16 protein-coding genes and 1 tRNA gene are annotated in these 22,275 nt (G+C 60.9%); 4 read left to right on the forward strand and 13 right to left on the reverse strand.

All coding sequences use genetic code 11. From position 1 onward, the window contains the following. Position 1: 1 nt before the first annotated feature. Positions 2-967: a tripartite tricarboxylate transporter substrate binding protein gene (locus tag LOY36_RS14235; RefSeq protein ID WP_019649846.1), complete on the reverse strand. Its 966-nt coding sequence runs from the start codon at positions 965-967 to the stop codon at positions 2-4. Between the two features lie 224 nt (positions 968-1,191). On the opposite strand from LOY36_RS14235, the gene LOY36_RS14240 reads away from it, so the two are divergent. Then, a complete protein-coding gene (locus LOY36_RS14240) occupies positions 1,192-1,845 on the forward strand; it encodes a hydrolase (protein ID WP_019649847.1) in 654 nt (217 codons plus the stop codon). A 49-nt stretch (positions 1,846-1,894) separates the two neighbouring features. Then, the gene (locus LOY36_RS14245; RefSeq protein ID WP_258674107.1) at positions 1,895-3,247 is read left to right on the forward strand and encodes an OprD family porin; all 1,353 of its coding nucleotides are present in this window, start codon (positions 1,895-1,897) and stop codon (positions 3,245-3,247) included. Positions 3,248-3,265: 18 nt separating this feature from the next. Here the strand turns inward: LOY36_RS14245 and LOY36_RS14250 are convergent. From LOY36_RS14250 to fdnG, 7 genes are all read right to left on the reverse strand, one after another. Further along, positions 3,266-3,361 (reverse strand) — tRNA-Sec (locus tag LOY36_RS14250). Positions 3,362-3,367: 6 nt separating this feature from the next. Then, complete coding sequence (gene selB, locus LOY36_RS14255; RefSeq protein WP_258674108.1) at positions 3,368-5,287, reverse strand: selenocysteine-specific translation elongation factor; 1,920 nt, start codon at positions 5,285-5,287, stop codon at positions 3,368-3,370. Continuing rightward, the gene (gene selA, locus LOY36_RS14260) at positions 5,284-6,732 is read right to left on the reverse strand and encodes an L-seryl-tRNA(Sec) selenium transferase (RefSeq protein ID WP_258674110.1); all 1,449 of its coding nucleotides are present in this window, start codon (positions 6,730-6,732) and stop codon (positions 5,284-5,286) included. Before selA ends, selB begins: the two co-directional genes overlap by 4 nt. Before the next feature lie 285 nt (positions 6,733-7,017). Next, a complete protein-coding gene (gene fdhE / locus LOY36_RS14265; RefSeq protein WP_258674111.1) occupies positions 7,018-7,944 on the reverse strand; it encodes a formate dehydrogenase accessory protein FdhE in 927 nt (308 codons plus the stop codon). A gap of 4 nt (positions 7,945-7,948) precedes the next feature. After that, positions 7,949-8,602: a formate dehydrogenase subunit gamma gene (locus tag LOY36_RS14270; protein ID WP_019649852.1), complete on the reverse strand. Its 654-nt coding sequence runs from the start codon at positions 8,600-8,602 to the stop codon at positions 7,949-7,951. Further along, on the reverse strand, positions 8,599-9,543 hold the full coding sequence (gene fdxH / locus LOY36_RS14275; protein WP_064617966.1) for a formate dehydrogenase subunit beta: 945 nt from the start codon (positions 9,541-9,543) through the stop codon (positions 8,599-8,601). Before fdxH ends, LOY36_RS14270 begins: the two co-directional genes overlap by 4 nt. Continuing rightward, on the reverse strand, positions 9,544-12,609 hold the full coding sequence (gene fdnG, locus LOY36_RS14280; RefSeq protein ID WP_258674112.1) for a formate dehydrogenase-N subunit alpha: 3,066 nt from the start codon (positions 12,607-12,609) through the stop codon (positions 9,544-9,546). A 235-nt stretch (positions 12,610-12,844) separates the two neighbouring features. On the opposite strand from fdnG, the gene LOY36_RS14285 reads away from it, so the two are divergent. Next, a complete protein-coding gene (locus tag LOY36_RS14285; protein WP_258674113.1) occupies positions 12,845-13,993 on the forward strand; it encodes a MalY/PatB family protein in 1,149 nt (382 codons plus the stop codon). Between the two features lie 51 nt (positions 13,994-14,044). Here the strand turns inward: LOY36_RS14285 and LOY36_RS14290 are convergent, their stop codons facing one another. The 3 genes from LOY36_RS14290 to LOY36_RS14300 all read right to left on the reverse strand — a co-directional run bounded on the left by LOY36_RS14290 (position 14,045) and on the right by LOY36_RS14300 (position 19,025). Then, entirely contained in the window at positions 14,045-14,953 is a 909-nt protein-coding gene (locus tag LOY36_RS14290) for a zeta toxin family protein (RefSeq protein ID WP_258674114.1), read from the reverse strand. Between the two features lie 128 nt (positions 14,954-15,081). Further along, on the reverse strand, positions 15,082-17,361 hold the full coding sequence (locus tag LOY36_RS14295) for an ATP-dependent DNA helicase (protein WP_258674115.1): 2,280 nt from the start codon (positions 17,359-17,361) through the stop codon (positions 15,082-15,084). After that, entirely contained in the window at positions 17,358-19,025 is a 1,668-nt protein-coding gene (locus LOY36_RS14300; RefSeq protein ID WP_258674116.1) for a VRR-NUC domain-containing protein, read from the reverse strand. Before LOY36_RS14300 ends, LOY36_RS14295 begins: the two co-directional genes overlap by 4 nt. A gap of 207 nt (positions 19,026-19,232) precedes the next feature. On the opposite strand from LOY36_RS14300, the gene LOY36_RS14305 reads away from it, so the two are divergent. Beyond that, positions 19,233-19,457, forward strand: coding sequence for a YgdI/YgdR family lipoprotein (locus tag LOY36_RS14305; protein WP_258674117.1), 225 nt, complete (start codon positions 19,233-19,235; stop codon positions 19,455-19,457). Between the two features lie 180 nt (positions 19,458-19,637). Here LOY36_RS14305 and LOY36_RS14310 read toward each other — a convergent pair whose 3' ends face one another. Next, the gene (locus LOY36_RS14310; RefSeq protein ID WP_019649861.1) at positions 19,638-20,717 is read right to left on the reverse strand and encodes a tartrate dehydrogenase; all 1,080 of its coding nucleotides are present in this window, start codon (positions 20,715-20,717) and stop codon (positions 19,638-19,640) included. Between the two features lie 40 nt (positions 20,718-20,757). After that, complete coding sequence (locus tag LOY36_RS14315; RefSeq protein WP_258674118.1) at positions 20,758-22,215, reverse strand: NAD-dependent succinate-semialdehyde dehydrogenase; 1,458 nt, start codon at positions 22,213-22,215, stop codon at positions 20,758-20,760. Positions 22,216-22,275 lie beyond the last annotated feature (60 nt).

The raw sequence follows: 22,275 nt of genomic DNA on the forward strand, positions 1-22,275 counted from the left end.
CTCAAAGCAGCCCGACCTTGACCAGCATCGCGCGCAGGCGTCCGTGCTCCTCATCGACGAATTTGCCGAAATCATCCCCGGTCAGAATGCTCGGCGACCACGCATTGGTTTTTACGTTTTCCTGCCAGACGGCGCTTTTGGTGGCGGTCAGCACGGCTTCCGTCAGTGCCTTGCGCTGTTCAGGCGTCAGCCCCGCGGCGCCGTAAACACCCCGCCAGTTGCCGATCGTCACGTCGTAGCCAGACTCTTTGAGCGTCGGTGCATCGATGCCTTCAACGCGGTTGGGCGCGCCGACGGCCAGTAAGCGGAACTGTTTGGACTGCACGTATTTGGCCAGCTCGGCGTAGCCGCCGGTGATCACCGTGATGTGCCCCCCCAGCACCGCGGCAACGACTTCGCCGCCACCGGCGAAGGCAACGTAATTGACCTTGTTGACGGGGATGTCCATTTTGCTCGCCAGTTCGGCGATGCCGATGTGGTCGATCGAACCCTTGGAGCCACCGCCCCATTTGATGCTGGACGGGTTGGCTTTGAAGTCCTTGAGCAAGTCCTCAAGGTTTTTGTACGGCGAGTCGTCGCGTACGGCGATCACGTTGTATTCGGTAAACAGCCGGGCGATCGGGGTTACGTCCTTCAAGGTGATTTGCGGTTTGTTCTGCTCGATGGACGCGACCATGATCGCGCCGACCACGATCAGCGCATCGGGGTCGCCCTTGGTGGCGTTGGCAAATTGCGCCAACCCCAGGGTCCCGCCGGCGCCACCCTTGTTCTCGAAGGTGGCGGCTTTGGCCGTTTGGGCCTCGACCATGGCTTTGCCCAGGACTCGCGCTGTCTGGTCATAACCGCCACCGACGGAACCTGGGGCCATGAACTTGACGGTGTCCAGGGCAAAAACGGGTGATGCGAGTGCGGCGGCGGTAATGAAAGCGGCGAGGTTGCTGCTGAATCGACGGGCCAGTGCAAACATGAGACGTCTCCGGATAGCCGTTCTTGTTGTTTTCGATCAGGGAGAGCCCCTGTTCGGTGAGCATTCGTCTGGAAACAAGCGTAGGTCATAGATGTGTTTGTTGACGGCCTTTGTGCTGATGCGCCGTTAATCAAAGACAGCACATCGACTCAATATCCGCATCGAAATCTACGCAACCATAGGCCTTGTGAACCCATCCACAATCCACTCGCAAGGACATCATCATGGCCATCGCAAAAGCAGCACCTGGCAAAACCCTGCTGAACCCAACCGACCACACCCTGATCATGATCGATCACCAGTCGCAAATGTCCTTTGCGACCAAGTCGATCGATGCCGTCACCCTGCGCAATAACGCCGCACTGGTGGCCAAGGCAGCCCGGGGCTTCAACGTGTCGACCATCCTCACCACCGTCGCCGAGAAAAGCTTCTCCGGCCCGATCTTCGACGAAATCAAATCGGTGTTCCCGGAACACAAGGTGATCGACCGTACTAGCATGAACACCTGGGAAGACGAGCGCATTGCCGTTGAAGTCAACGCCATCGGCAAACAGAAAATCGTCCTGGCCGGTCTGTGGACCTCCGTGTGCATCGTTGGCCCGGCACTGTCGGCCCTTGACCAAGGCTTCGAGGTGTACTTCATCGCCGATGCCTGTGGCGATGTCTCCATCGAAGCCCATGAAATGGCCGTGCAGCGCATGATCCAGCTCGGTGCCCGCCCAATGACTTCGCTGCAATACCTGCTTGAACTGCAGCGCGACTGGGCACGCACCGAGACTTACGACGAGACGGTGAAAACCTCCATCGCCAACGGTGGTGCCTATGGTCTGGGCCTGATCTACGCCAAGACCATGTTCCATGCCTCTGAAGGCCATTGAGAATAAATAGCGACTCTTCGGAGTCGCTGTTTCAGGCGGGAGATCAATCATGTTTTCTATACAAACCCTCCCGCGCATTTCCGGTCGGAAGGACGTACCCAGGGCGTCCTTCTGGCTCTGCGTGTTTTTTGCCGGAACAGCCCTGGCGGATGAGGCACCGGATTCCGCGCAAGGATTTCTCGAGGGCGGGAAGCTTGAGGTGCTCAGTCGAAATTTCTTCCTCAACAGCGACTACCGCTCACCCCAGCCTTCGGGCAAGAACTACAAACAAGAGTGGGCTCAAGGCTTTATCGGCTCATTTGAATCCGGATTCACCCCCGGCACGTTAGGTTTCGGCGTCGACAGCCACGCTTTTATGGGGCTGAAGCTCGACGGCGGCAAAGGGCATTCGGGAACCGGGTTACTGCCGCTGGACAGTGACGGTCGCAGCGAAGACAACTATTCCAGTGCCGGTGGCGCGTTGAAAATCAGGGCCTCCCGAACCACCCTGGCCTTCGGTGAAATGACCGTGGAAACCCCGGTGTTCGACACCTCCGACAAACGCCTGCAACCGGAATACGCCACGGGCTTTCTGTTGAACAGCAACGAAATCGACAACATGAAACTGGTGGCGGGTCATTTCACGGCGTTCAAGAATCAGGACAACACGACAAGCAAGGGCAACTTTTACGGCTACGGCGCCAACACCGAAGCCGGTGGCATCACGTTTCTGGGCACCGACCTGTTCACACACAGTCCTGTCGGCGGCGCGTTGTACGCCTCCGAGCTGAGCGACACCTGGCGCCAGTATTACGCCAACCTGCACCTGAAACAGTCCGCCGTGTTCCTCGACGCCAACCTGTACCGGACGCAGGACACCGGCAAAGCGCTGGCCGGCGCCATCGACAACACCGCCTACAGCCTCTCGGGCAAATACACCCTTGATGCCCATGCCTTCACCCTGGCCTGGCAACGCATCAATGGCGATACACCGTTCGACTTCGTCGGTGGCGACTCGATTTACCTGGCCAACTCGATCAAGTACGCCGACTTCAACGGCGCCCACGAACGCTCCTGGCAGGCACGCTACGACCTCGACCTCGGCGCTTATGGCATCCCCGGCCTGAGTTTCATGACGCGTTATGTCCGGGGCAGCGACATCGACGGCACCCGTGCGCCCAAGGGTGGGGCTTACAACCCGTTCGACCCGACCATCGGCGAGTACGTGCCTCAACAGGGCGATGGCGGGCGGCATTGGGAGCGCGACATCGATCTGCGCTATATCGTGCAATCAGGTTCCGCCAAGGGTCTGTCAGTGCAACTGTCCCATGTGTCTCATCGGGCCAACACCGCTCAGGCGGGCGATGACATCGACAGGGTTTACGTTGTCATCCAGTACCCGTTGACCTTCGGGCACCTGTGATCGAGGTCACCGTGGAAATGGCGGAAGGCAGCCGGAGTCGAACCTGCCCGGGAACGGATGCCGTCCCCAACCGGGTTTGAAGCCCGGCCGCGCCACCGGGCGCGATTGCCTTCCTTGAAGTCAGACTGCGGCTTGTTGGGCCAGTGCATTGTCGAGCCGGATATGGCGTCGATCGCCAAAGCGGCGGGTCAGTCCGAGCCGGTCGAAGTATTCAAGAATCTGAATACTGCGCTTGCGCCCCAGGCCCACGGCATCGCGAAACCCGGCAACCTGGATCACCGGGTTATCGCTGGCCAGTTGCACCAGCATAGCCGCCAATCGGCGCAGCAGCGTGTCGGTGTAAAACAGGTCGCGAACGATTTGATGCAGCAGTCCCAACCGGGCCATCTTGCGCAGCAGCAGGCGCACGGCAGCCTCGTCATGGCCAGTGGCTTTGGCCAGATCACGCACCCACGGCGGATCGAAACCCGCCTGTTCGAACAACGGCTGCAATTGTTGCCAGAGGGTTTCGTCGTCCTCGCTCAAGCGCACCTGGTGATCGGGTAAATGCAGCCACGGGCCGCTGGCCGCCATTGCACCACTGGCCAGTAATTCGTCGAGCAGGCTGATAAAGGTCGACCGTTCCAGCACGCTGCCGGCGAAACGACGCAGGCGATCCCGGTCCGGTCCCATCTGGTCCGGTTCGAGTTGATGAAAGCGTGCGAGGTGTTCCAGCAGCGGCGTTTTCAGGGCTTCCCAACGCACCGCGCTGAACAGCAACGGCCCCTGCCGCGTATCGATGAAGCGCACGTCATCGGGTAACTCCCAAGTCTGGCGCGGACGGTTGAACTGACGCTCCAGTCGCTGCGGGTCAAGCCCGGTGTCGCTGTTGGTCAGCAACGCCGGCAGTGCCGCTTCCAGACTATTGGTGGTGGCCAGCGCTTGTAGCTGCGCCAATCGCTCAGGGCTGCGACGATGTCGGGCTGGGGCGAACGGGTCCAGCACTCGGCCACCGCCAAGGGTGCGTTGGGCGCTTTGGTCGCGCAGGATCAAGCGGTCGCCCTTCACCGCCAGCACCGGCGCATTGACCAGCAGTTGCGCGAACATCTGCCCGCCCGGTGCCAGGCTGGAACCTTCCAGCAAAGCCACCCGCCCCGTCACGTCCTGAGTTCCAAGATGCACATGCACCGGTTGAAAGTGTTCGAAGCTTCGCGCTTCGCTGGTCAACACGCTCATCCGGATATCCAGACGCTGGGTCGGCGCATGCAGCCATTCGGCCACCAGCCAGTGGCCACGGTGGATCTGCTCCAAGGCCAAACGCTCGGCACTCAGGTTCAGCGCGACGCGCTGCCCGGCCATTGCGTTGTCAGCGGCCTGGTTCTGCGCATGCAGGCCACGTACTCGCACCGGTTTGCCCTGCGGGCTCAACATCAGCGTATCGCCCACTGTCACCTGACCGGACAACGCCGTACCGGTCACCACGATGCCGGCGCCGGCCACGCTGAAGGCCCGATCAATCGCCAAACGGAAACCGCCGCTGGCGCTGCGTTGAACAACCTCATGCTGTGCATCCAGCAAAGCCTGGCGCAGAGTCTCGATGCCCTCGCCAGTGGCACTCGACAGCGGGATTTGCGGCGCACCGGAATAAGGGCCGGGCACCAGCAATGCTTCGATCTGCTCACGAACAGCCTGCACCCGAGCCGGGTCAACCCGGTCGCACTTGCTGATTGCAATCAGTGCCCGAGGGATGCCCAGCAACTCGACAATCGCCAAGTGTTCACGGGTTTGCGGCATGACGCCGTCATCGGCCGCTACCACCAGCAACACCAGATCAATCCCCTGAGCACCAGCCAGCATGTTGTGGGTGAAGCGCTCATGGCCGGGCACGTCGATAAAACCGGTCAGGGCGGCGCCCGGCTCCAACGCTGCATAGAGGTAGCCGAGGTCGATGGTCATGCCGCGTTCGCGTTCTTCGCGGCGACGATCACCGGCCTGCCCGGTCAGTGCCTGGAGCAAGAAAGTCTTGCCGTGATCGATGTGCCCCGCCGTGCCGACAATCACCCGTCCCGGCCCTCCTCCTGCAGTTGATCTAATTGCGCCAGCTGATTGAGCTGCGCCAGCCACGCGGCTTCGTCATCGAGTTGGCGTAAGTCCAGCCACAAGGCGTCATCGTCGATACGCCCGAGCACGGCAATCGGCAACTGTCGCAACGCTGCCTCCAGCCCCAGCAATCGCCGCCCACGCAGGCGTTTGGAAACGTTGGGCCGCAGGCATAACGCGGCGCTGGGCAACCTGGCCACCGGTTGGCTGCCGCTGCCGATCATGCCCAGCGCCGGCACCGCGCTGACGCCCCAGGCATCGCCCAGCACCTGCGCCAGTGACGGTTGCAGGCGTTCGGCCTGGGCGAGGATGTCGGTTTGAGGGCGAGTCAGCAGACGTAGACTCGGCAGGCGTTCCGCCAGCCGATCGGGATCGCGATACAGCGCCAAGACGGCTTCTAGGGCGGCCAGGGTCAGTTTGTCGACTCGCAAGGCACGCTTGAGCGGGTTCTTTTTGATCCTGGCGATCAGGTCTTTGCGGCCGACGATCAATCCGGCCTGAGGCCCGCCAAGCAATTTGTCGCCGCTGAAGGTGACGATGTCCGCGCCATCGAGCAGGGCCTGGCGCACCGTCGGTTCGGCGGGCAAACCCCAGCGTGTCAGGTCCAGCAGGCTGCCGCTGCCCAGGTCTTCGAGCAAGGGCAGTCCGTGGCGGTGAGCCAGCTGCGCCAATTCCGCCGTCAGCACTCTCGCGGTGAAGCCTTCGATGCTGTAATTGCTCGCGTGTACGCGCATCAGCAGACCACTGCGCGGGCCGATGGCGGCCTCGTAATCGCGCGCATGGGTGCGGTTGGTGGTGCCTACCTCATGCAACCGCACCCCGGCGCGGGCCATGATGTCGGGAATGCGAAACGCACCGCCGATTTCAATCAGCTCACCTCGGGAGATGATCCCTTCCTTGCGTGCGCCCAGGCTGTTGAGCGTCAGCAACACGGCGGCGGCGTTGTTGTTGACCACGGTGACTGCTTCGGCGCCGGTCAGTTCGCGGATCAAGCCTTCGATCAAATCGTCCCGGTCGCCGCGCTTGCCGCTGTGCAGGTCGAATTCCAGATTGAGCGGATAGCGCGCAGCCAGTTGCACCGCTTCAATGGCTTGTTCCGGCAACAACGCGCGACCGAGGTTGGTGTGCAGCACCGTGCCGGTGAGGTTGAACACCCGGCGGACCTGGCTGCGATGCTGGATCGCCAGACGCTCGCCCGCCCTGCCCGCTAATACATCGGGAGCAATTTCAATGGCGGCGAGTTCACCGTTGTGCACCGGCTCGCGCAAGTCATCGAGCAATTGCCGCAGGCCGGCCAGCAGTGCGTCGCGCCCGTAACGCTCGGCCAGCGTTTGGCAGGCGGGATGGCGCAACAAGCTGTCGATGGAAGGCAGCCGCAAGGTTTGGCCGGCGAGTGTTGCGGGCATCAGAGGCTCCCGGAAGCGAGTGACCGTCGCGTCTGAGTGTAGCCCCTGAGCTCCCCGCTCGAGTGCTGTTCACTTTCAGCCGCGACGCACTCCTTGTAGCAGCTGTCGAGCTTGCGAGGCTGCGTTCGGCTGCGCAGCAGTCGTGAGTCCGGCAGCCATGGTGCACCTGACGCACCACAATGGTGATTTTACGACTGCTGCGCAGCCGAACGCAGCCTCGCAAGCTCGACAGCTGCTACCGCCGAACGCAGGCTTCGCCAGCTGCTACACATCGCAGCGTTGGAGCTACTGTTCGCCTGTTACCAGCAGCAGATTGGGCGCTGGCCGCTGATAGCCTTCCTGCTCCAGACGCATGTCCAGCATCAGGCTGGACAGGTCCGCCGACAGGGCTTCGGCTTCGGCGTCGTTTTCCAGGTAGATCAGTTTCAGGTAGCTGTTGCAGCCGGGGCAGACTTCGGCCCGCAGCGGTGCCTGATTGGCGGCGTGCCGATCATCCTCGAAGCTGACGTATTCAAGCCCCTTGCTCTGTTCGCAATACACACATTTGACCCGCACCACATGCCATTCGCAGGCGCACAGCGAGCACACCAGATAACGCAAACCGTTGTATTTGCCGCGATGACGAATCACCCCGGCCATCGCCGGCGAACCGCAGGCTGGGCATTGGCTGAGGCTGTCGCCGCGCGTCAGTTCAAGGTTGGGCGTGTTCAGCAGCCAATAACTCCAGGCCACTTGCAGCGCGGCACCGAGAAACGGCACCAGTGCTGCCGGCAGCATTGAGTACTGGCCGCTGACCAAGGCAATCGCCCATGCCTTGAGCAATCCCGGATTTGCGCTGCGCAACGTCGCCACGGCGTTTTCTACCGCAGAATGTGGCAATGGCTGATAGCGCTGCAACAAGGCCTCGAGGTAAGGCAGCCAAACGTTTTCGCGCACCAGACTGTCGGCGGCGAACGGCGGTAAGCCATGTTCTACGCACAACCGCAGGCGTTCGGGGTCGGGCATGGTCGCCACGGGCGGATCGTCCATCAGCTGCTGCTGGACATGACACAACCCCGCGATCAAACGCAGATAGTCCGCCATGGGATGGCCGTCAGCCAAACGTTCCAGGCGCAACGCGCGCAGGGTGAACAGGTTGTTCGGCGGCAGGTACAAAAACGGCGGTGAACTCGCCGCCGCTTCTATTTGCCCAGGTTCGAGGATCGTGGCCAAGGGATCATCCTTTTTTGCTGATCGGTCGCTCAGGCGTCTCGTCACCGGTCACTTCCCGGTACCAGAGCCCATGGTGTTTTCTCGCCCAGGCGCGGCTGACCCGGCCATGCACCATGGCGTCGACCGAACCGCGAATCCAGATACCGGCGTAGACATGGACGATGATGCTCAGCACCAGGATGAATCCCGCCAATGCATGCAGCAGCATCGCCCAGCGAATACTGGTGATACCGAAGTACGCACTGAACCAGGCGCGCCAGATCACCAGCCCGCTGAACAGCAACACCAGCATGCAGATCAGCAATACCCAGAACAGCAGCTTTTGCCCCGGATTGTATTTGCCGATCGGCGGCACACCCTCCTCCTCGTTACGGATCACATGCCCGACTCGCCTGAGCCACAGCCGGTCGTTGGTGATGAAGTAGTTCGCCCGCCAGAAACTGCACACCAGGCCGAGGAACAGCACAAACATCGTCAGGCCCAGGTACGGATGCAGAATGCGCGTCCACGGTCCGCCGCCAAACAGGTTGCTGAGCCAGAACAAGCCCGGATGAAACAAGGCCAGCCCCGACAGCGCGGCCATCAGAAACACAATCGCCACCAGCCAGTGGTTGGTGCGCTGGTTGACGGTGTAGCGCACGATCGGTTTGTCGTTCATGGCCTGTCCTCCCCGCCGGGTTTGCTTGGGTCGAAGGTGTGTACCGACGGATCGAACTCATGCACGGCAGGGTCGACGGTGGTCGGATGTTCGTCCTCCTCGACCAGTTGTGGCCCGACGCGCACGTAATGGAAGAACCCGGCCAGCACCGCCGCGCCCATGGCCAGCAACGCCAGGGGTTTGCTCAGGCCTTTCCACAGGTCCACCAGCGGACTGATCGCCGGGTGATCCGGCAAACCGGCATACAACCTGGGCGTGTCGGCATGGTGCAGCACATACATCACGTGGGTGCCACCGACGCCCGCGGGGTCATACAAACCGGCGTTGTCGAAGCCGCGGCTCTTGAGGTCGACGATGCGTTCGGCGGCGTGTTCCTTCATGTCTTCCTTGCTGCCGAACACGATGGCGCCGGTCGGGCAGGTTTTCACGCAGGCCGGTTCCAGCCCCACCGCTACCCGGTCCGAACACAGCGTGCATTTATAGGCCTTGTGGTCCTTTTGCGAGATGCGCGGAATGTTGAATGGGCAACCGGTGATGCAATAGCCGCAGCCGATGCAGTGGTCCTGATCGAAGTCGACGATGCCGTTGGCGTGCTTGATGATCGCACCGGGGCTCGGGCACGCCGCCAGGCAGCCGGGCTCGGCGCAGTGCATGCAGCCGTCCTTGCGGATCAGCCATTCGAGGTTGCCGGCGTCGGTTTCATGCTCGGTGAAGCGCATCAGGGTCCAGGTGTCTGCGCTGAGGTCGTGAGGGTTGTCGTAGGTGCCGAGGTTGTGACCGACATCGTCGCGTAGCTCGTTCCATTCCGAGCAGGCAACCTGGCAAGCCTTGCAGCCGATGCACTTGGTGGTGTCGATCAGCTTGGCCACTTCCTCTTGGGTGCGCACCGAGGGCGGCACGGTGGTGGTGGCCGAACGGGCGATGATGTCTTGGCTGGCCATTTAGACTTTCTCCACGTTGACCAGGAATGACTTGGATTCCGGGGTCTGTGTGTTGCCATCGCCGAGGAACGGCACCAGGGTGTTGGTCAAGTAACCGTGGCGAGTGGCGCCGGTGAAGCCCCAGTGCAACGGGATACCGATCTGGTGCACCACCTGATTGTTGACCTGCAGCGGACGAATCCGCTTGGTCACCACCGCCACTGCTTCGATATGTCCGCGCTTGGAACTGACCCGCACCCGGTCGCCGGCGGCAATCCCCTTCTCCTTGGCCAGCGCCTCGCCGATTTCGACGAACTGCTCGGGCTGGGTCACGGCGTTGATCGGGCAATGCTTGGTCCAGAAGTGGAAGTGTTCGGTCAGCCGGTAGCTGGTCGCCGCGTAAGGGAAGTCCTTGGCCTGGCCCAGGGTGTCCCAGACCGAATCGAAGATCCGCCCGGCCGGGTTGCTGGTCGCCTGTTTGTTGTTGGGGTGCATCGGGTTGATGCCGATGGGCGTCTCGAACGGTTCATAGTGTTCGGGGAATGGCCCTTCATTCATCTTGTCGAGGGCGAAGAACCGCGCCACGCCTTCGGGGTTCATGATGAACGGGTTCATCCCGGCTTCCGGCGGCACATCGACCTTGTAGTCGGGCACGTCGGTGCCAGTCCAGACCTTGCCGTTCCACCACACCAGCCGTTTTTTCGCATCCCACGGTTTGCCTTGGGGGTCGCAAGAGGCGCGGTTGTAGAGAATCCGTCGGTTCGCCGGCCAGGCCCAGGCCCAGCCGAGGTTCTGCTTCATGCCGTAAGGATCACTGTTGTCACGACGGGCCATGTTGTTGCCCTGCTCGGTCCAACTGCCGCAGAAGATCCAGCAACCGGAGGCCGTGCTGCCATCGTCCTTGAGTTGGGCGAAACCGGACAGCTGCTGACCGGCCTTGACCACCGCGCCCGAAGCGTCGGTGACATCGGCGATGGCGTAGCCGTTGAATTCCCGGGCCAGTTCTTCCGGCGTCGGGTCATCGGGGATCTTGTACGGCCAGTCGAGCTTGAGGATCGGCTCGGCCCAGGCGCCACCATTGGCCTGATAGCGCTGACGCAGGCGCATGAACAGCTCGGCCATGATTTTCACGTCGGTGCGCGCCTGTCCCGGGCCGTCGGCCCCCTTCCAGTGCCATTGCAGCCAGCGGCCGCTGTTGACCAGCGAGCCGTTTTCTTCGGCGAAACAGGTGGTGGGCAGACGGATGACTTCGGTCTGGATGTCGGCCGTCTGCACATCGTTGTAAGGCCCGACGTTGCGCCAGAACTCCGAGGTTTCGGTGGCCAGCGGGTCCATCACCACCAGCCACTTGAGTTTGGCCAGAGCCTTCATCACCCGGTTCTTGTCCGGCAAGGCGGCAATCGGGTTGAAGCCCTGGCACATGTAGCCGTTGACCTGGCCCTTGCCCATCATGTCGAACATTTTCAGGATGTCGTAGCCGGGAATGTCCAGTTTCGGCAGCCAGTCGTAGCCCCAGTTATTCTCGGCGGTGGCATTGGCGCCATACCAGGCTTTCATCAGGCTGACATGGAACTTGCCGTAGTTCTGCCAATAGGACATCTGCCCGGGACGCAGCGGTTTGAGTGCGCGCTTGGCGATGTAGGCGTTGTAGTCCTGTTCGCTTTCGGATGGCAGGGTCAGGTAACCGGGTAGCAGGTTGGACAGCAAGCCGAGATCGGTCAGGCCCTGGATGTTGGAGTGCCCGCGCAATGCGTTGACGCCTCCGCCCGGCATGCCGATGTTGCCCAGCAATAGTTGCACCATCGCCGCGCTGCGGATCATCTGCGAGCCGATCGAGTGCTGGGTCCAGCCCAGGGCATAGAGAATGGTCATGGTCTTGCCCGGTTGCGCACACGTAGCAATCTCTTCCCAGATTTTCTTCATCGCGTCGGTGGGCATGCCACAGACCTGACTGGCCAGCTCCAGGGTGTAGCGGCTGTAATGCTGCTTCATCAATTGATAGACGCAGTGTGGGTCCTGCAAGGTCGGGTCGACTTTGGCAAAGCCGTCCTCGCCGATCTCATACCCCCAGCCGGACTTGTCGGTGTAGCTGCGCTTGCTCGCGTCGTAACCGCTGAACAAGCCGTCCTCGAAACCGTAGCCGGCCTTGACGATGAACGACACGTCCGTATAGGCCCGCACGTATTCGTGCTGGATCTTGTCTTCGGTCAACAGGTAATTGATCAGCCCGCCCATGAAGGCGATGTCGGTGCCGGTGCGGATCGGTGCGTAATAGTCCGCTACCGAGGCCGTACGGGTGAAGCGCGGGTCGACCACAATCAGCCGTGCCTTGTTGTGGGCTTTGGCTTCGGTCACCCATTTGAAACCGCAAGGATGCGCTTCTGCTGCGTTGCCGCCCATCACCAGAACCAGATTCGCGTTGGCGATATCGGTCCAGTGGTTGGTCATGGCACCACGGCCATACGTCGGGGCAAGACTTGCCACCGTCGGGCCATGTCAGACACGTGCCTGGTTATCGAACCCCAGCATGCCCAGACTGCGAATGACCTTGTGGGTGATGTAACCCGCTTCGTTGGACGAGGCCGAGGCCGCGAGGAAACCGGTGGTCAGCCAGCGGTTCACCGTTTGCCCCTGGGCGTTCTTCTCGATGAAGTTGGCATCACGGTCGGCCTTCATCAGGTCGGCGATACGGTCCAGCGCTTCATCCCAGGAGATCCGCGTCCACTCCTTGGTGCCGGGCTTGCGCACCTGCGGGTATTGCAGACGGCTGGGGCTGTGAATGAAGTCGAGCAGGCCTGCGCCTTTTGGGCAGAGGGTGCCGCGATTGACCGGGTGGTCGGCATCGCCTTCGATGTGAATGATGCTCTGGGCGACATTCTTCGCATTGTCGCCCTGGCTGTACATGATCAAGCCGCAGCCGACCGAGCAGTACGGGCAGGTGTTGCGGGTTTCATGGGTATGGGCGAGCTTGAAATGACGCACTTGTTCGGCGAAGGCTGGCGTCGGGGCCATGCCCAGCGCGCCAAGGGTGGATCCTGCAAGGCCGAGACCAGCGACCTTGAAGAACTGACGACGGTTGAGGTCCATCGTGCACTCCTGATCAGGTGGAAACCCGGTGCGTTGGCCGGGTTTTTCTGGACGATCACGGTGACGGCAACGGAACTACCGCCAATTAGAACTTTAGACAATGTTGTGCTGTGCGGTCTGAAAACCGACCGTCGGCGGCTTGCCGGTCATGCTCCGTTGCACAACTCGCCAGCGGTGAAGGTTGGCGCTTATCATGGCCGCCGGATTACCCCCTCTGCCTTTTATGAGACTGAGCATGACTTTCGATTTTGATCAGGTGTTCGACCGCCATGGCACCGGCAGTACCAAGTGGAGCCGCTACCTGGCCGACGTGTTGCCGATGTGGGTCGCCGACATGGACTTCGCCGCGCCGCCGGCGATCATTCAGGCCCTGCAAAAACGCCTGGAACACCCGATGCTCGGTTACAGCGTGGCCCAGGATGACTTGCGTGACGCCATCGTCGCCGACCTGTGGGACAAGTACGCCTGGCGTGTGCAGCCCCAGGAACTGGTGTTTCTGCCGGGTATCGAATCAGGCTTCAACATGGCCCTGCATGCACTGGTTCAGCCGCAACAGAACGTGGTCGTGCAAACGCCGAACTATCCGCCGCTGCGCCATGCGCCGGGCCACTGGCAGCTGAACAAGGTCGAACTGGATTTCAACGTGCTGGCCGATGGCACGTACGCCACGCCACTCGATGCCTTGCGCCAGGCACTGCAAGGAGGCGGCGCGCTGTTGCTGAGCAACCCGCATAACCCGCTGGGCAAGGTCTTCCCTCGGGAGGAACTGCAAGCGGTCGCCGACATCTGCCTGGAACAGGATGCCTGGATCATCTCCGACGAGATCCATTCCGAGCTGTGCTTCGATGGGCGCGTGCATATTCCGACCGCCTCGCTCAGCCCGCAGATCGCCAAGCGCACCATCACCTTGATGTCGGCCAGCAAGGCCTACAACATCGCTGGCCTGAAGACTGCGTTCATGATCATTCAAGACGCAGCGCTGCTCCATCGCGTCAACCATGCCCGCTGCGGCATGGTCGACAGCGTCAACCCGCTGGGCCTGGAAGCCACCCGCGTCGCCTACAGCGAAGGCCACCCATGGCTGACCGAACTCATGGCCTACCTGCAAAGCAATCGGGACTATCTGGTGGAAGCAGTTCGCACGCGGCTGCCGGGCGTGACCATGAACGTGCCCCAGGGCACTTATCTGGCGTGGCTCGATTGCACGGCACTGGGGCTGGACAACCCGCAGCAATTCTTCCTCGAACAGGCCAAAGTCGGACTGAGCGCCGGGCTGGATTTCGGCGATCACGCCCAGCAATTCGTGCGCCTGAACTTCGGCTGCCCACGGGCGTTGCTGGAAGAAGGGATTGCGCGGATGGAGCGTAGTTTGCGCAACCGCTGACTCGTGCGGCAACACGGATAAACTGTAGGAGCTGAGCTCCTACAGGGCGGATTATCGGTATACGTATTTGACGATGTAGGCGTACAGCTCGTTGTAGACGAAGTTCGGGACATAGCGGGCATGAGTCCGGGACTTATGCAACGCCACATGACACTCTTTGACCATTTCGTCCCGGTCGGTCATCGCGAAGACATGCTTGTCGATGATGCCGGAATAGACGCCGTGCGAAAAAAGCGTGTTGAGTGTCGTCGAATCGATCGTTCCGTTGGCGGCCTTGGTGTAGGTGCTCTGAGCGCGCAAGACACGGTCTTTCAAACCACCAAACCCACGCTCGTACAAGATGATTTGCGAGCCGCTGATCGCCTTTGCGGCTGTCTCGAAGGCCGGGATGATCGCTTGTGCATATATCATGCTGGCCTCCAGCCTTGATGCCGGGAGAAATCTTTCCATTTCCTGATCTTCCAGGCTTTTCAGTGCTCTTTTGATGCTCGATACATGAGCGAACTCCTGATTGCAGGCGACGATGTGAGTTTCGAACTGGTAGCCGGCAGCCGTCGCCGTCGGTGGGAAAGCCGCGAAATCGATGCTGTCGAATGCACATTCCATGATGATGTTGTATTTGTTTTTAAACGCCTCGGTGAAGATCTTCGTGCTCACATCCCGGACAAAAGCCTCCGTATGTTCATAAGCGTGCAGGACACCGAGTTTGATCATTTCTGCGTATTGAGGGTGTTTTTTTCGGTATTCGGGCAAGTACAGCCGGACATAATTGGCATAGCGCTTGGTGGGCAAAAGGCTTTTTTCCAGCAAATAGGTTTTACCCGAGCCCTGTACCCCCGCGACAATCAGCATTTTGGGGAGTGTTTCGGCGGTGATGCCACTGAATAATGTGGTGGTGATTTCAGTGAACGCTGCGATGACTTGTTCTGGCGTATAAGCGTAATTCGGTGCTACTGACATACCTTGATTTCCTTATCAAAGATTCGCTTGAAAGTGATTGCCTGCCCTTTGAATAAAGCGGTGTTTCGTTGTTTGTTCAAATGAGCGTGTCTTTCAAGATATGTCACTGTTTTACAAGGTAAAAACTCCTACAAGCCAGAAGAAAAATGTGTCAGCTCAACGGACCACCAACGCGGCAGTAATTGCTTGACCTTACTCTCGCCAAACCGGTCGTCGATCAGCATCACCACCCCTTGATCTTCCCGGGTACGGATCACCCGCCCCGCCGCCTGCACCACTTTCTGCAGACCTGGAAACAGGTAGGTGTAGTCATAACCGGCACCGAAAATCGCCGCCATGCGCTGTTTCAGCTGTTCGTTGACCGGATTGAGTTGCGCCAGCCCCAGGGTGGCGATGAAGGCGCCAATCAAGCGGGCGCCGGGCAAATCGATGCCTTCACCGAACGCGCCACCCAGCACCGCAAAGCCGATGCCCTGCCCGTCGGCGGTGAACTGGTCGAGAAAGTCCTGACGCTGCGCTTCCCCCATGCCCCGGGACTGCGACCACAGCGTGATCTGCGGATACCGCTCGGCCAGCAACTGCGCCACTTGCTGCAAATAGTCGAAGCTGCTGAAAAACGCCAGGTAGTTGCCCGGACGCTGGCTGAACTGTTTGGCGATCAGCTCGACGATGGGCGCAAGGGAGGCCTGACGGTGAACGAACCGCGTGGAAATCTGGCTGACGATGTGCACTTGCAGCTGATCGGCGTGAAATGGCGATTCCACATCGATCCACACCGTATTCGCCGGAGTGCCCAGCAAGTCGGCGTAGTAATGCCGAGGGCTCAGGGTCGCGGAAAACAGCACCGTGCTGCGCGCTGCAGTCAGGCGCGGGCGGATGAAACCGGCGGGTACCACATTGCGCAGGCACAGCTGCGACAGATTGCGCTTGCGCTCGAGGTCGCGCTTGCTGATGTCGAATAGAAAATGCTCGTCGAACAGTTCAGCCACGCGGCCGAATTGCAGCATGTCGAAGTAAAAATTCTGCAACCCGCTGTCCAGCCCCTGAGGGTGATCATTCAGGTAGTCACCGATGCTCGCGCAGCACAAGGACAAGGCCTGAAGCAGTTTTTCCGGCGCTTTGTCGTACGCCTGATAGGGGCCGAGTTGCTGATCGTGCAAGGCATTCCATTCACGATTGACTCGCTGCAAGGATCTCTTCAACGACTCAGGCGCGGTTTTTCGTACGCCGTTCAAAGTCGCCTGGTCGAGGCTGGCGCTGTACATCTGCCGGCCGCGCTCCACCAGGTTGTGGGCCTCGTCCACCAGCACCGCGACGTTCCAGTTATTGACCTGGGCCAGCCCGAACAACAACGCGCTGAAGTCGAAATAGTAGTTGTAGTCGGCGACCACCACGTCCGCCCAGCGGGCCATTTCCTGGCTCAAGTAATAAGGGCAAACCTCGTGCTGCAGGGCAACCTCGCGCAAGGCACTCTGGTTCAACAGGCGCAATTGACTGGCGGCCTGACGCGCGTCCGGCAGACGATCATAAAAACCCTGCGCCAACGGGCAGGATTCGCCATGACAGGCCTTGTCCGGGTGCTCGCAAGCCTTGTCCCGGGCGATCATCTCGAGGACTCGCAACGGTTGCGTATCGGCGCTGTCGAGGATCACCTGAGCGGCGTCCAGCGCCAATTTGCGCCCCGGGGTTTTCGCCGTGAGGAAAAACACCTTGTCCAACTGCTGCGGCGCCAGGGCCTTGAGCATCGGGAACAGCGTGCCGATGGTCTTGCCGATACCGGTCGGTGCCTGGGCCATCAGGCAGCGGCCAGTGCTGACCGCCTTGAACACCGACTCGGCCAGATGCCGTTGGCCGGGGCGAAAATCGGCATGGGGGAAGCCCAGCTGTTGAGCCGCCAGATTGCGCCCTTCGCGATGGGCCATTTCCTGCTCGGCCCAGTGCAGGAACAACCCGCAGTGGTGCTCGAAGAACAGCTGCAAGTCGGCGGCGCTGAAGGCCTCGACCAGACGGGTTTCCTTCTCGCTGACGATGTCGAAGTACACCAGCGCCAGGTCGATCTGCGCCAAATCCAGTTTCTGACACATCAACCAGCCATAGACTTTCGCCTGCGCCCAGTGCAACTGCCGGTGGTTGGCCGGTTGCTTACTCACGTCGCCCCGGTAGGTTTTGACTTCTTCGAGGCAGTTTTGCGCCGGATCGTAGCCGTCCGCCCGGCCTTTCACGCTCAAGGTTCGATACTGGCCCTCAAGTGCGACCTCGTTCTGGTAACCCTCGCTGCGTCGTGACGCCACGGTGCGATGGCCGACAATGCCTTCCAGCGCGGTTGGCGACGGGGTGAAGCGCAGGTCGAGGTCGCCGACCTTGGCGGTGAATTCACACAACGCCCGCACCGCGATGCTGTAGCTCAAGCGCCCTGCTCCACCCATTGCACGTAGCAAACGGCAATCGGCATCTGGTGCTCATGACAGAACTCCAGCCACCGCAATTGGTTGTCTTGCAGGCGATCGCCGGGGCCTTTGACTTCGATCATTCGGTAGGTTTTGTGTTGCGGCCAGAACTGGATCAAGTCCGGCATGCCGGCGCGGTTGGCCTTGATGTCGAGCAGCAGTCGATTGAACCAGTGCTTGAGGTGTTCGGCGGGCAGACAGTCGAGCGCCTGCTCCAGCAGCTCCTCGCTCAGCGCGCCCCAGAATACGAACGGCGACTGCACGCCCCACTTGGCGTTGTAACGCTCGCGGATGGTCTGGGCGTAACGCCCGTCATCGAGTTCGGCGAGGCAGGCCTGGAACAGATCCGCGCGCCGGGCATGAAAGTCTTCGTTGTGCAGGTCCACCGGGCCGCGCTGGAACGGGTGAAAAAACGCCCCCGGCAACGGGGCGAAGATCGCCGGCCAGCACAGCAACCCGAACAGCGAGTTGATCAGGCTGTTCTCGACGTAATGCACCGGTGCCGCCTCGTCCGCCAGATGCGCCTGAACGTAATACTCCACCGACAATGCCGGGTCGTGCCTGGGCAATTGCAGGTCCAGGCGCTGCATGGGCCGAGGGGCTGGCCGCTTGATCGGCGGCCCGCCCAGTTTGCGCCGCAGCCTGGGCAGCACACGCAATAAATGCTGATGTTCGGTGGCGCTTTCCGGGGTTTGCTCGGCGTGGCTCGCCAAATCCATGGCCAGTTGAAATTCACCACAGCGCTCCAGCACGCGAATCAGCCGCAGGCGTGCGCCGGGATAGGCGCAATCGCGGTAGAGGCTCAGGGCGGTGGAAAAATCCGCCATGCGTTCGCAGTGCTGAGCGATCTGGAACAGCAGTTTGGCCCGACGTCTTTGCAGCCAGGGATTGGCGAGTTCCAGCTTGTTGATCTGCTCGACAACCACCGCCACCTCTTCACCGGCCTCGAAATACTGCTGACAGCTGTGCAGGAACAGGCAGGCGTCGACGTCTTCGCGACTGCGCAAGCCGCGGGACTCGGCGCAAAACTCGACTTTCTCGTAGGTGTAGATGCCGAGGTCAGCCAGAACGAATTCCGACCAGTCCTGGTAAAGATTGCCGAAGAACATCAGGCGCAACCGGTCGCACAGGCCCATGACGGTCAGGCTGAACAGTCGGTCATCCAGTGCCGGGCACCACTGGGCAAAACTTTGCTCTTCAGGAAACTGCTCGCTCAGGGCCGGCAGCCAATCGCTCTTTTTGCCTTTCGGTTGATCGATGGCGTCGCCAAAACACTGGAGAATCTCGGCCTTGAGCAGCACCTCGAACACCTCCTCGACAGGCAGCGGCAACTGCTCGTCAATCCAGCCCAGGGCCAGGAGCGGCACCGCGGCGCTAGCGATGTCGCCGATTTCGACGTAACTCAGTTTGCCGGCCCTGAAATGCACGCCCTTGCGCATCACCAATCTGACCAACAAAGCCTGGGACTCGCGGGGCAGTCGATTGAAGTCGCGGATGAAGTCCTGCTCTTCGATGCTGAGTACATCAGCATAACGATGCTCAAGCCAATCAAGCACTTGCATGAAGTTGTTCAAGTAATAGAACGGGTCATCGAGCGGATTTACAATCACGGGCAATCGGGCCATGGCAAGCGAATACTGGTTATGCGTACAGATACCAGCTATGCCCCACCCGGTGCAAACGGAAAAGGATAAGTGGCGACGCTATCGGGCAATTTTCGGGTGACCATCGAACTTTCTGCCATTCCATCGCACCAACCGCGTTAGAAGCACAGTGAGGATTGATCTCGAATGAGGCGTTCGCATTGTTTTTATTGAGTGATGGAGGTGTGTATGAATATCAAGACTCTGGGTTTGCCCCTGGTGGTAGCGGCCCTTCTGGCCCTGACCGGTTGCTCGACGCCAACGGTCGTGACCCTGCAGAACGGCACCCAGTATTTGACCAAGGACATGCCGAACACCAAGGGCAAGGATGGCTTCTTCGAGTTCGAAGATATTTCCGGGGCGAAAGTGAAAGTCCGCGCCGATGACGTGGCCACGATTCGCAAGGAAGACTGATCCCTTGCGTTCGGCCGTAGCAGCTGTCGAGCCTGCGAGGCTGCGATCGGCGACGAAGTCGTCGTAAATCCTGTCCACGGTTTAGCTGAAACACCGCAGTGCCTGATTTCACGACTGCTGCGCAGCCGAACGCAGTCTCGCAGGCTCGACAGCTGCTACACAAGGAGTGCGTCGCAGGCTTTAAAGCGCTTGCGCGATCGCCTTGCCGACCTCCTGAGTCGAGCCCTGCCCGCCCAGGTCCGGGGTGATTGGCCCTTCTGCAATCACCCGTTCGATCGCCTGCAGAATCCCGTCGTGCGCGGCGCGATAACGCTCATCGCCATTGCCCAGAAAATCCAGCATCAACGCACCGGACCAGATCATCGCGATCGGGTTGGCGATGTTGCGCCCGTAGATGTCCGGGGCCGAGCCGTGCACCGGTTCGAACAGCGATGGAAAACGCCGCTCGGGATCGAGGTTGGCCGACGGTGCAATGCCAATGGTGCCGGCGCAGGCCGGGCCGAGGTCGGACAGAATGTCGCCGAACAGGTTCGACGCCACCACCACATCGAACCGGTCCGGTTGCAGTACAAAACGCGCGCACAGGATGTCGATGTGCTGTTTGTCCCAAGTGATGTCCGGGTACTGCGCGGCCATCAATGCCGTGCGTTCGTCCCAGTACGGCATGCTGATGGAAATCCCGTTGGACTTGGTTGCCGCCGTCAGGCGTTTGCGCGGTCGGGTCTGGGCCAGGTCGAAGGCGAACTTGAGAATCCGGTCCACGCCGCGTCGGGTGAACACCGACTCTTGCAGCACGAACTCATGCTCGGTGCCTTCGAACATCTTGCCGCCGACCGAGGAATACTCGCCTTCGGTGTTCTCGCGGATCACCACGAAATCGATGTCCCCCGGTTTGCGCCCGGCCAGCGGGCACGGCACGCCGGGAAACAGACGTACCGGGCGAATGTTCACGTATTGGTCGAAGTCGCGACGAAACTTCAGCAGCGAGCCCCACAGGGAAATATGGTCCGGCACCTTGTCTGGCCAGCCGACGGCGCCAAAGTAGATCGCGTCGAAACCCTTGAGCTGGTCGAACCAGTCGTCGGGCATCATCTGCCCGTGTTCCAGGTAGTAATCGCAGTGGGCCCAGTCGAGCACTTCGATGCTCAACTCCAACTGCCACTTCTTCGCGGCCTGCTCCAGTACCCGCAAGCCTTCGGGCAGGACTTCCTTACCGATACCATCGCCGGCAATCGCGGCGATTCTGAATGGTTTACTCATCAATCATGCCTCGCAAAATGACAGTGCAATCGTTGCCGGGTTACAGCCCACCGATGTGGAAGGCTTTGACTTCAAGGTATTCATCCAGGCCGTACTTGCTGCCTTCACGGCCCAGCCCCGACTGTTTGATGCCGCCGAACGGCGCGACTTCCATGGAAATGATCCCGGTGTTGAGGCCGACCATGCCGAACTCCAGCGCCTCGCCGAACCGCCAGGACCGGCGTAAATCCTGAGTGAAATAGTAGGCACCCAGACCAAAAGGCGTGGCATTGGCCAACGCAAGCGCTTCGGCCTCAGAGGTAAACCGCATCAACGGCGCCACCGGGCCGAAGGTTTCTTCGTTGGCCAGCAACATGTCGGCGTGGGTGTCGCCAAGGACGGTCGGCTGAACGAACTGGTTGTCACCCTCGGGAATGCCGCCGCAGAGCAAACGCGCGCCCTGGCTCAGGGCATCGTCGATGTGCCGGGCGACCTTGCTCACCGCCGCCGGGTTGATCAGCGGGCCGATGGTCACGTCGGCGTCCAGGCCATTGCCGACCTTGAGTTTGCCCACCTCCTCCACCAGTCGCTGGGCGAAACGTTCGTAGATGCCATCCTGCACCAGAATGCGGTTGGCGCAGACGCAGGTCTGCCCGGCGTTGCGGAATTTGCTGAGCATGATCCCGGTTACCGCCTGCTCCAGGTCGGCGTCGTCGAACACAATGAATGGCGCGTTGCCGCCCAACTCCAGACTCAAGCGCTTGATGTGTTCGGCACTCTGGCGCATCAGCAGTCGACCGACCGCGGTGGAGCCGGTGAAGGAGATCTTGCGCACCGTCGGGTTGCCGGTCAGTTCTTCGCCGATGCCGGCGGGCATGCCGGTCAGCACATTGAACACCCCGGCCGGAATGCCGACGCGTTCGGCGAGTACCGCCAGGGCCAGGGCCGACAGCGGGGTCAGGTCCGAGGGTTTGACGATGATCGGGCACCCGGCGGCCAGGGCCGGCGCGCACTTGCGGGTGATCATCGCGTTGGGGAAATTCCATGGGGTGATCGCGGCACACACACCGACCGGTTGCTTGAGGGTCAGCAGGCGGCGGTCGCCGCTGGGGGCCGGCATGGTTTCGCCATAAACCCGGCGGGCCTCTTCGGCGAACCATTTGACGAACCCGGCACCGTAGCGGATTTCACCCTTGGCTTCGTTCAGCGGTTTGCCCTGCTCGCAGGTCATGATCAAGGCGAGGTCGTCGAGGTTATCGATCATCGCCTGATACCAGCGCTCCAGCAGCGCCGCCCGTTCTGCTGCCGGGCGTGTGCGCCACGCGGGCCAGGCCCGCTCGGCGGCTTCGATGGCGCGTCGGGTTTCTGCGCCCTGCATGGCCGGCACCCGGGCAAGCAACTGGCCGGTGGCCGGGTCGATGACGTCCAGGGTCGCGGCGTTATCGGCGCCGATCCACTGCCCGTCCACATAAGCGAGTTCTGCCAGAAGGCTGGGGTCTTTCAAACGATTCTTGAGCATGGTCGAGTCCTGATCCGAGACATTTCCAGTCTAGGGAGGTGCCACGGATAAGGATGCTGA

The organism is Pseudomonas sp. B21-019 (assembly GCF_024749225.1).
Taxonomy (GTDB): Bacteria; Pseudomonadota; Gammaproteobacteria; order Pseudomonadales; family Pseudomonadaceae; genus Aquipseudomonas.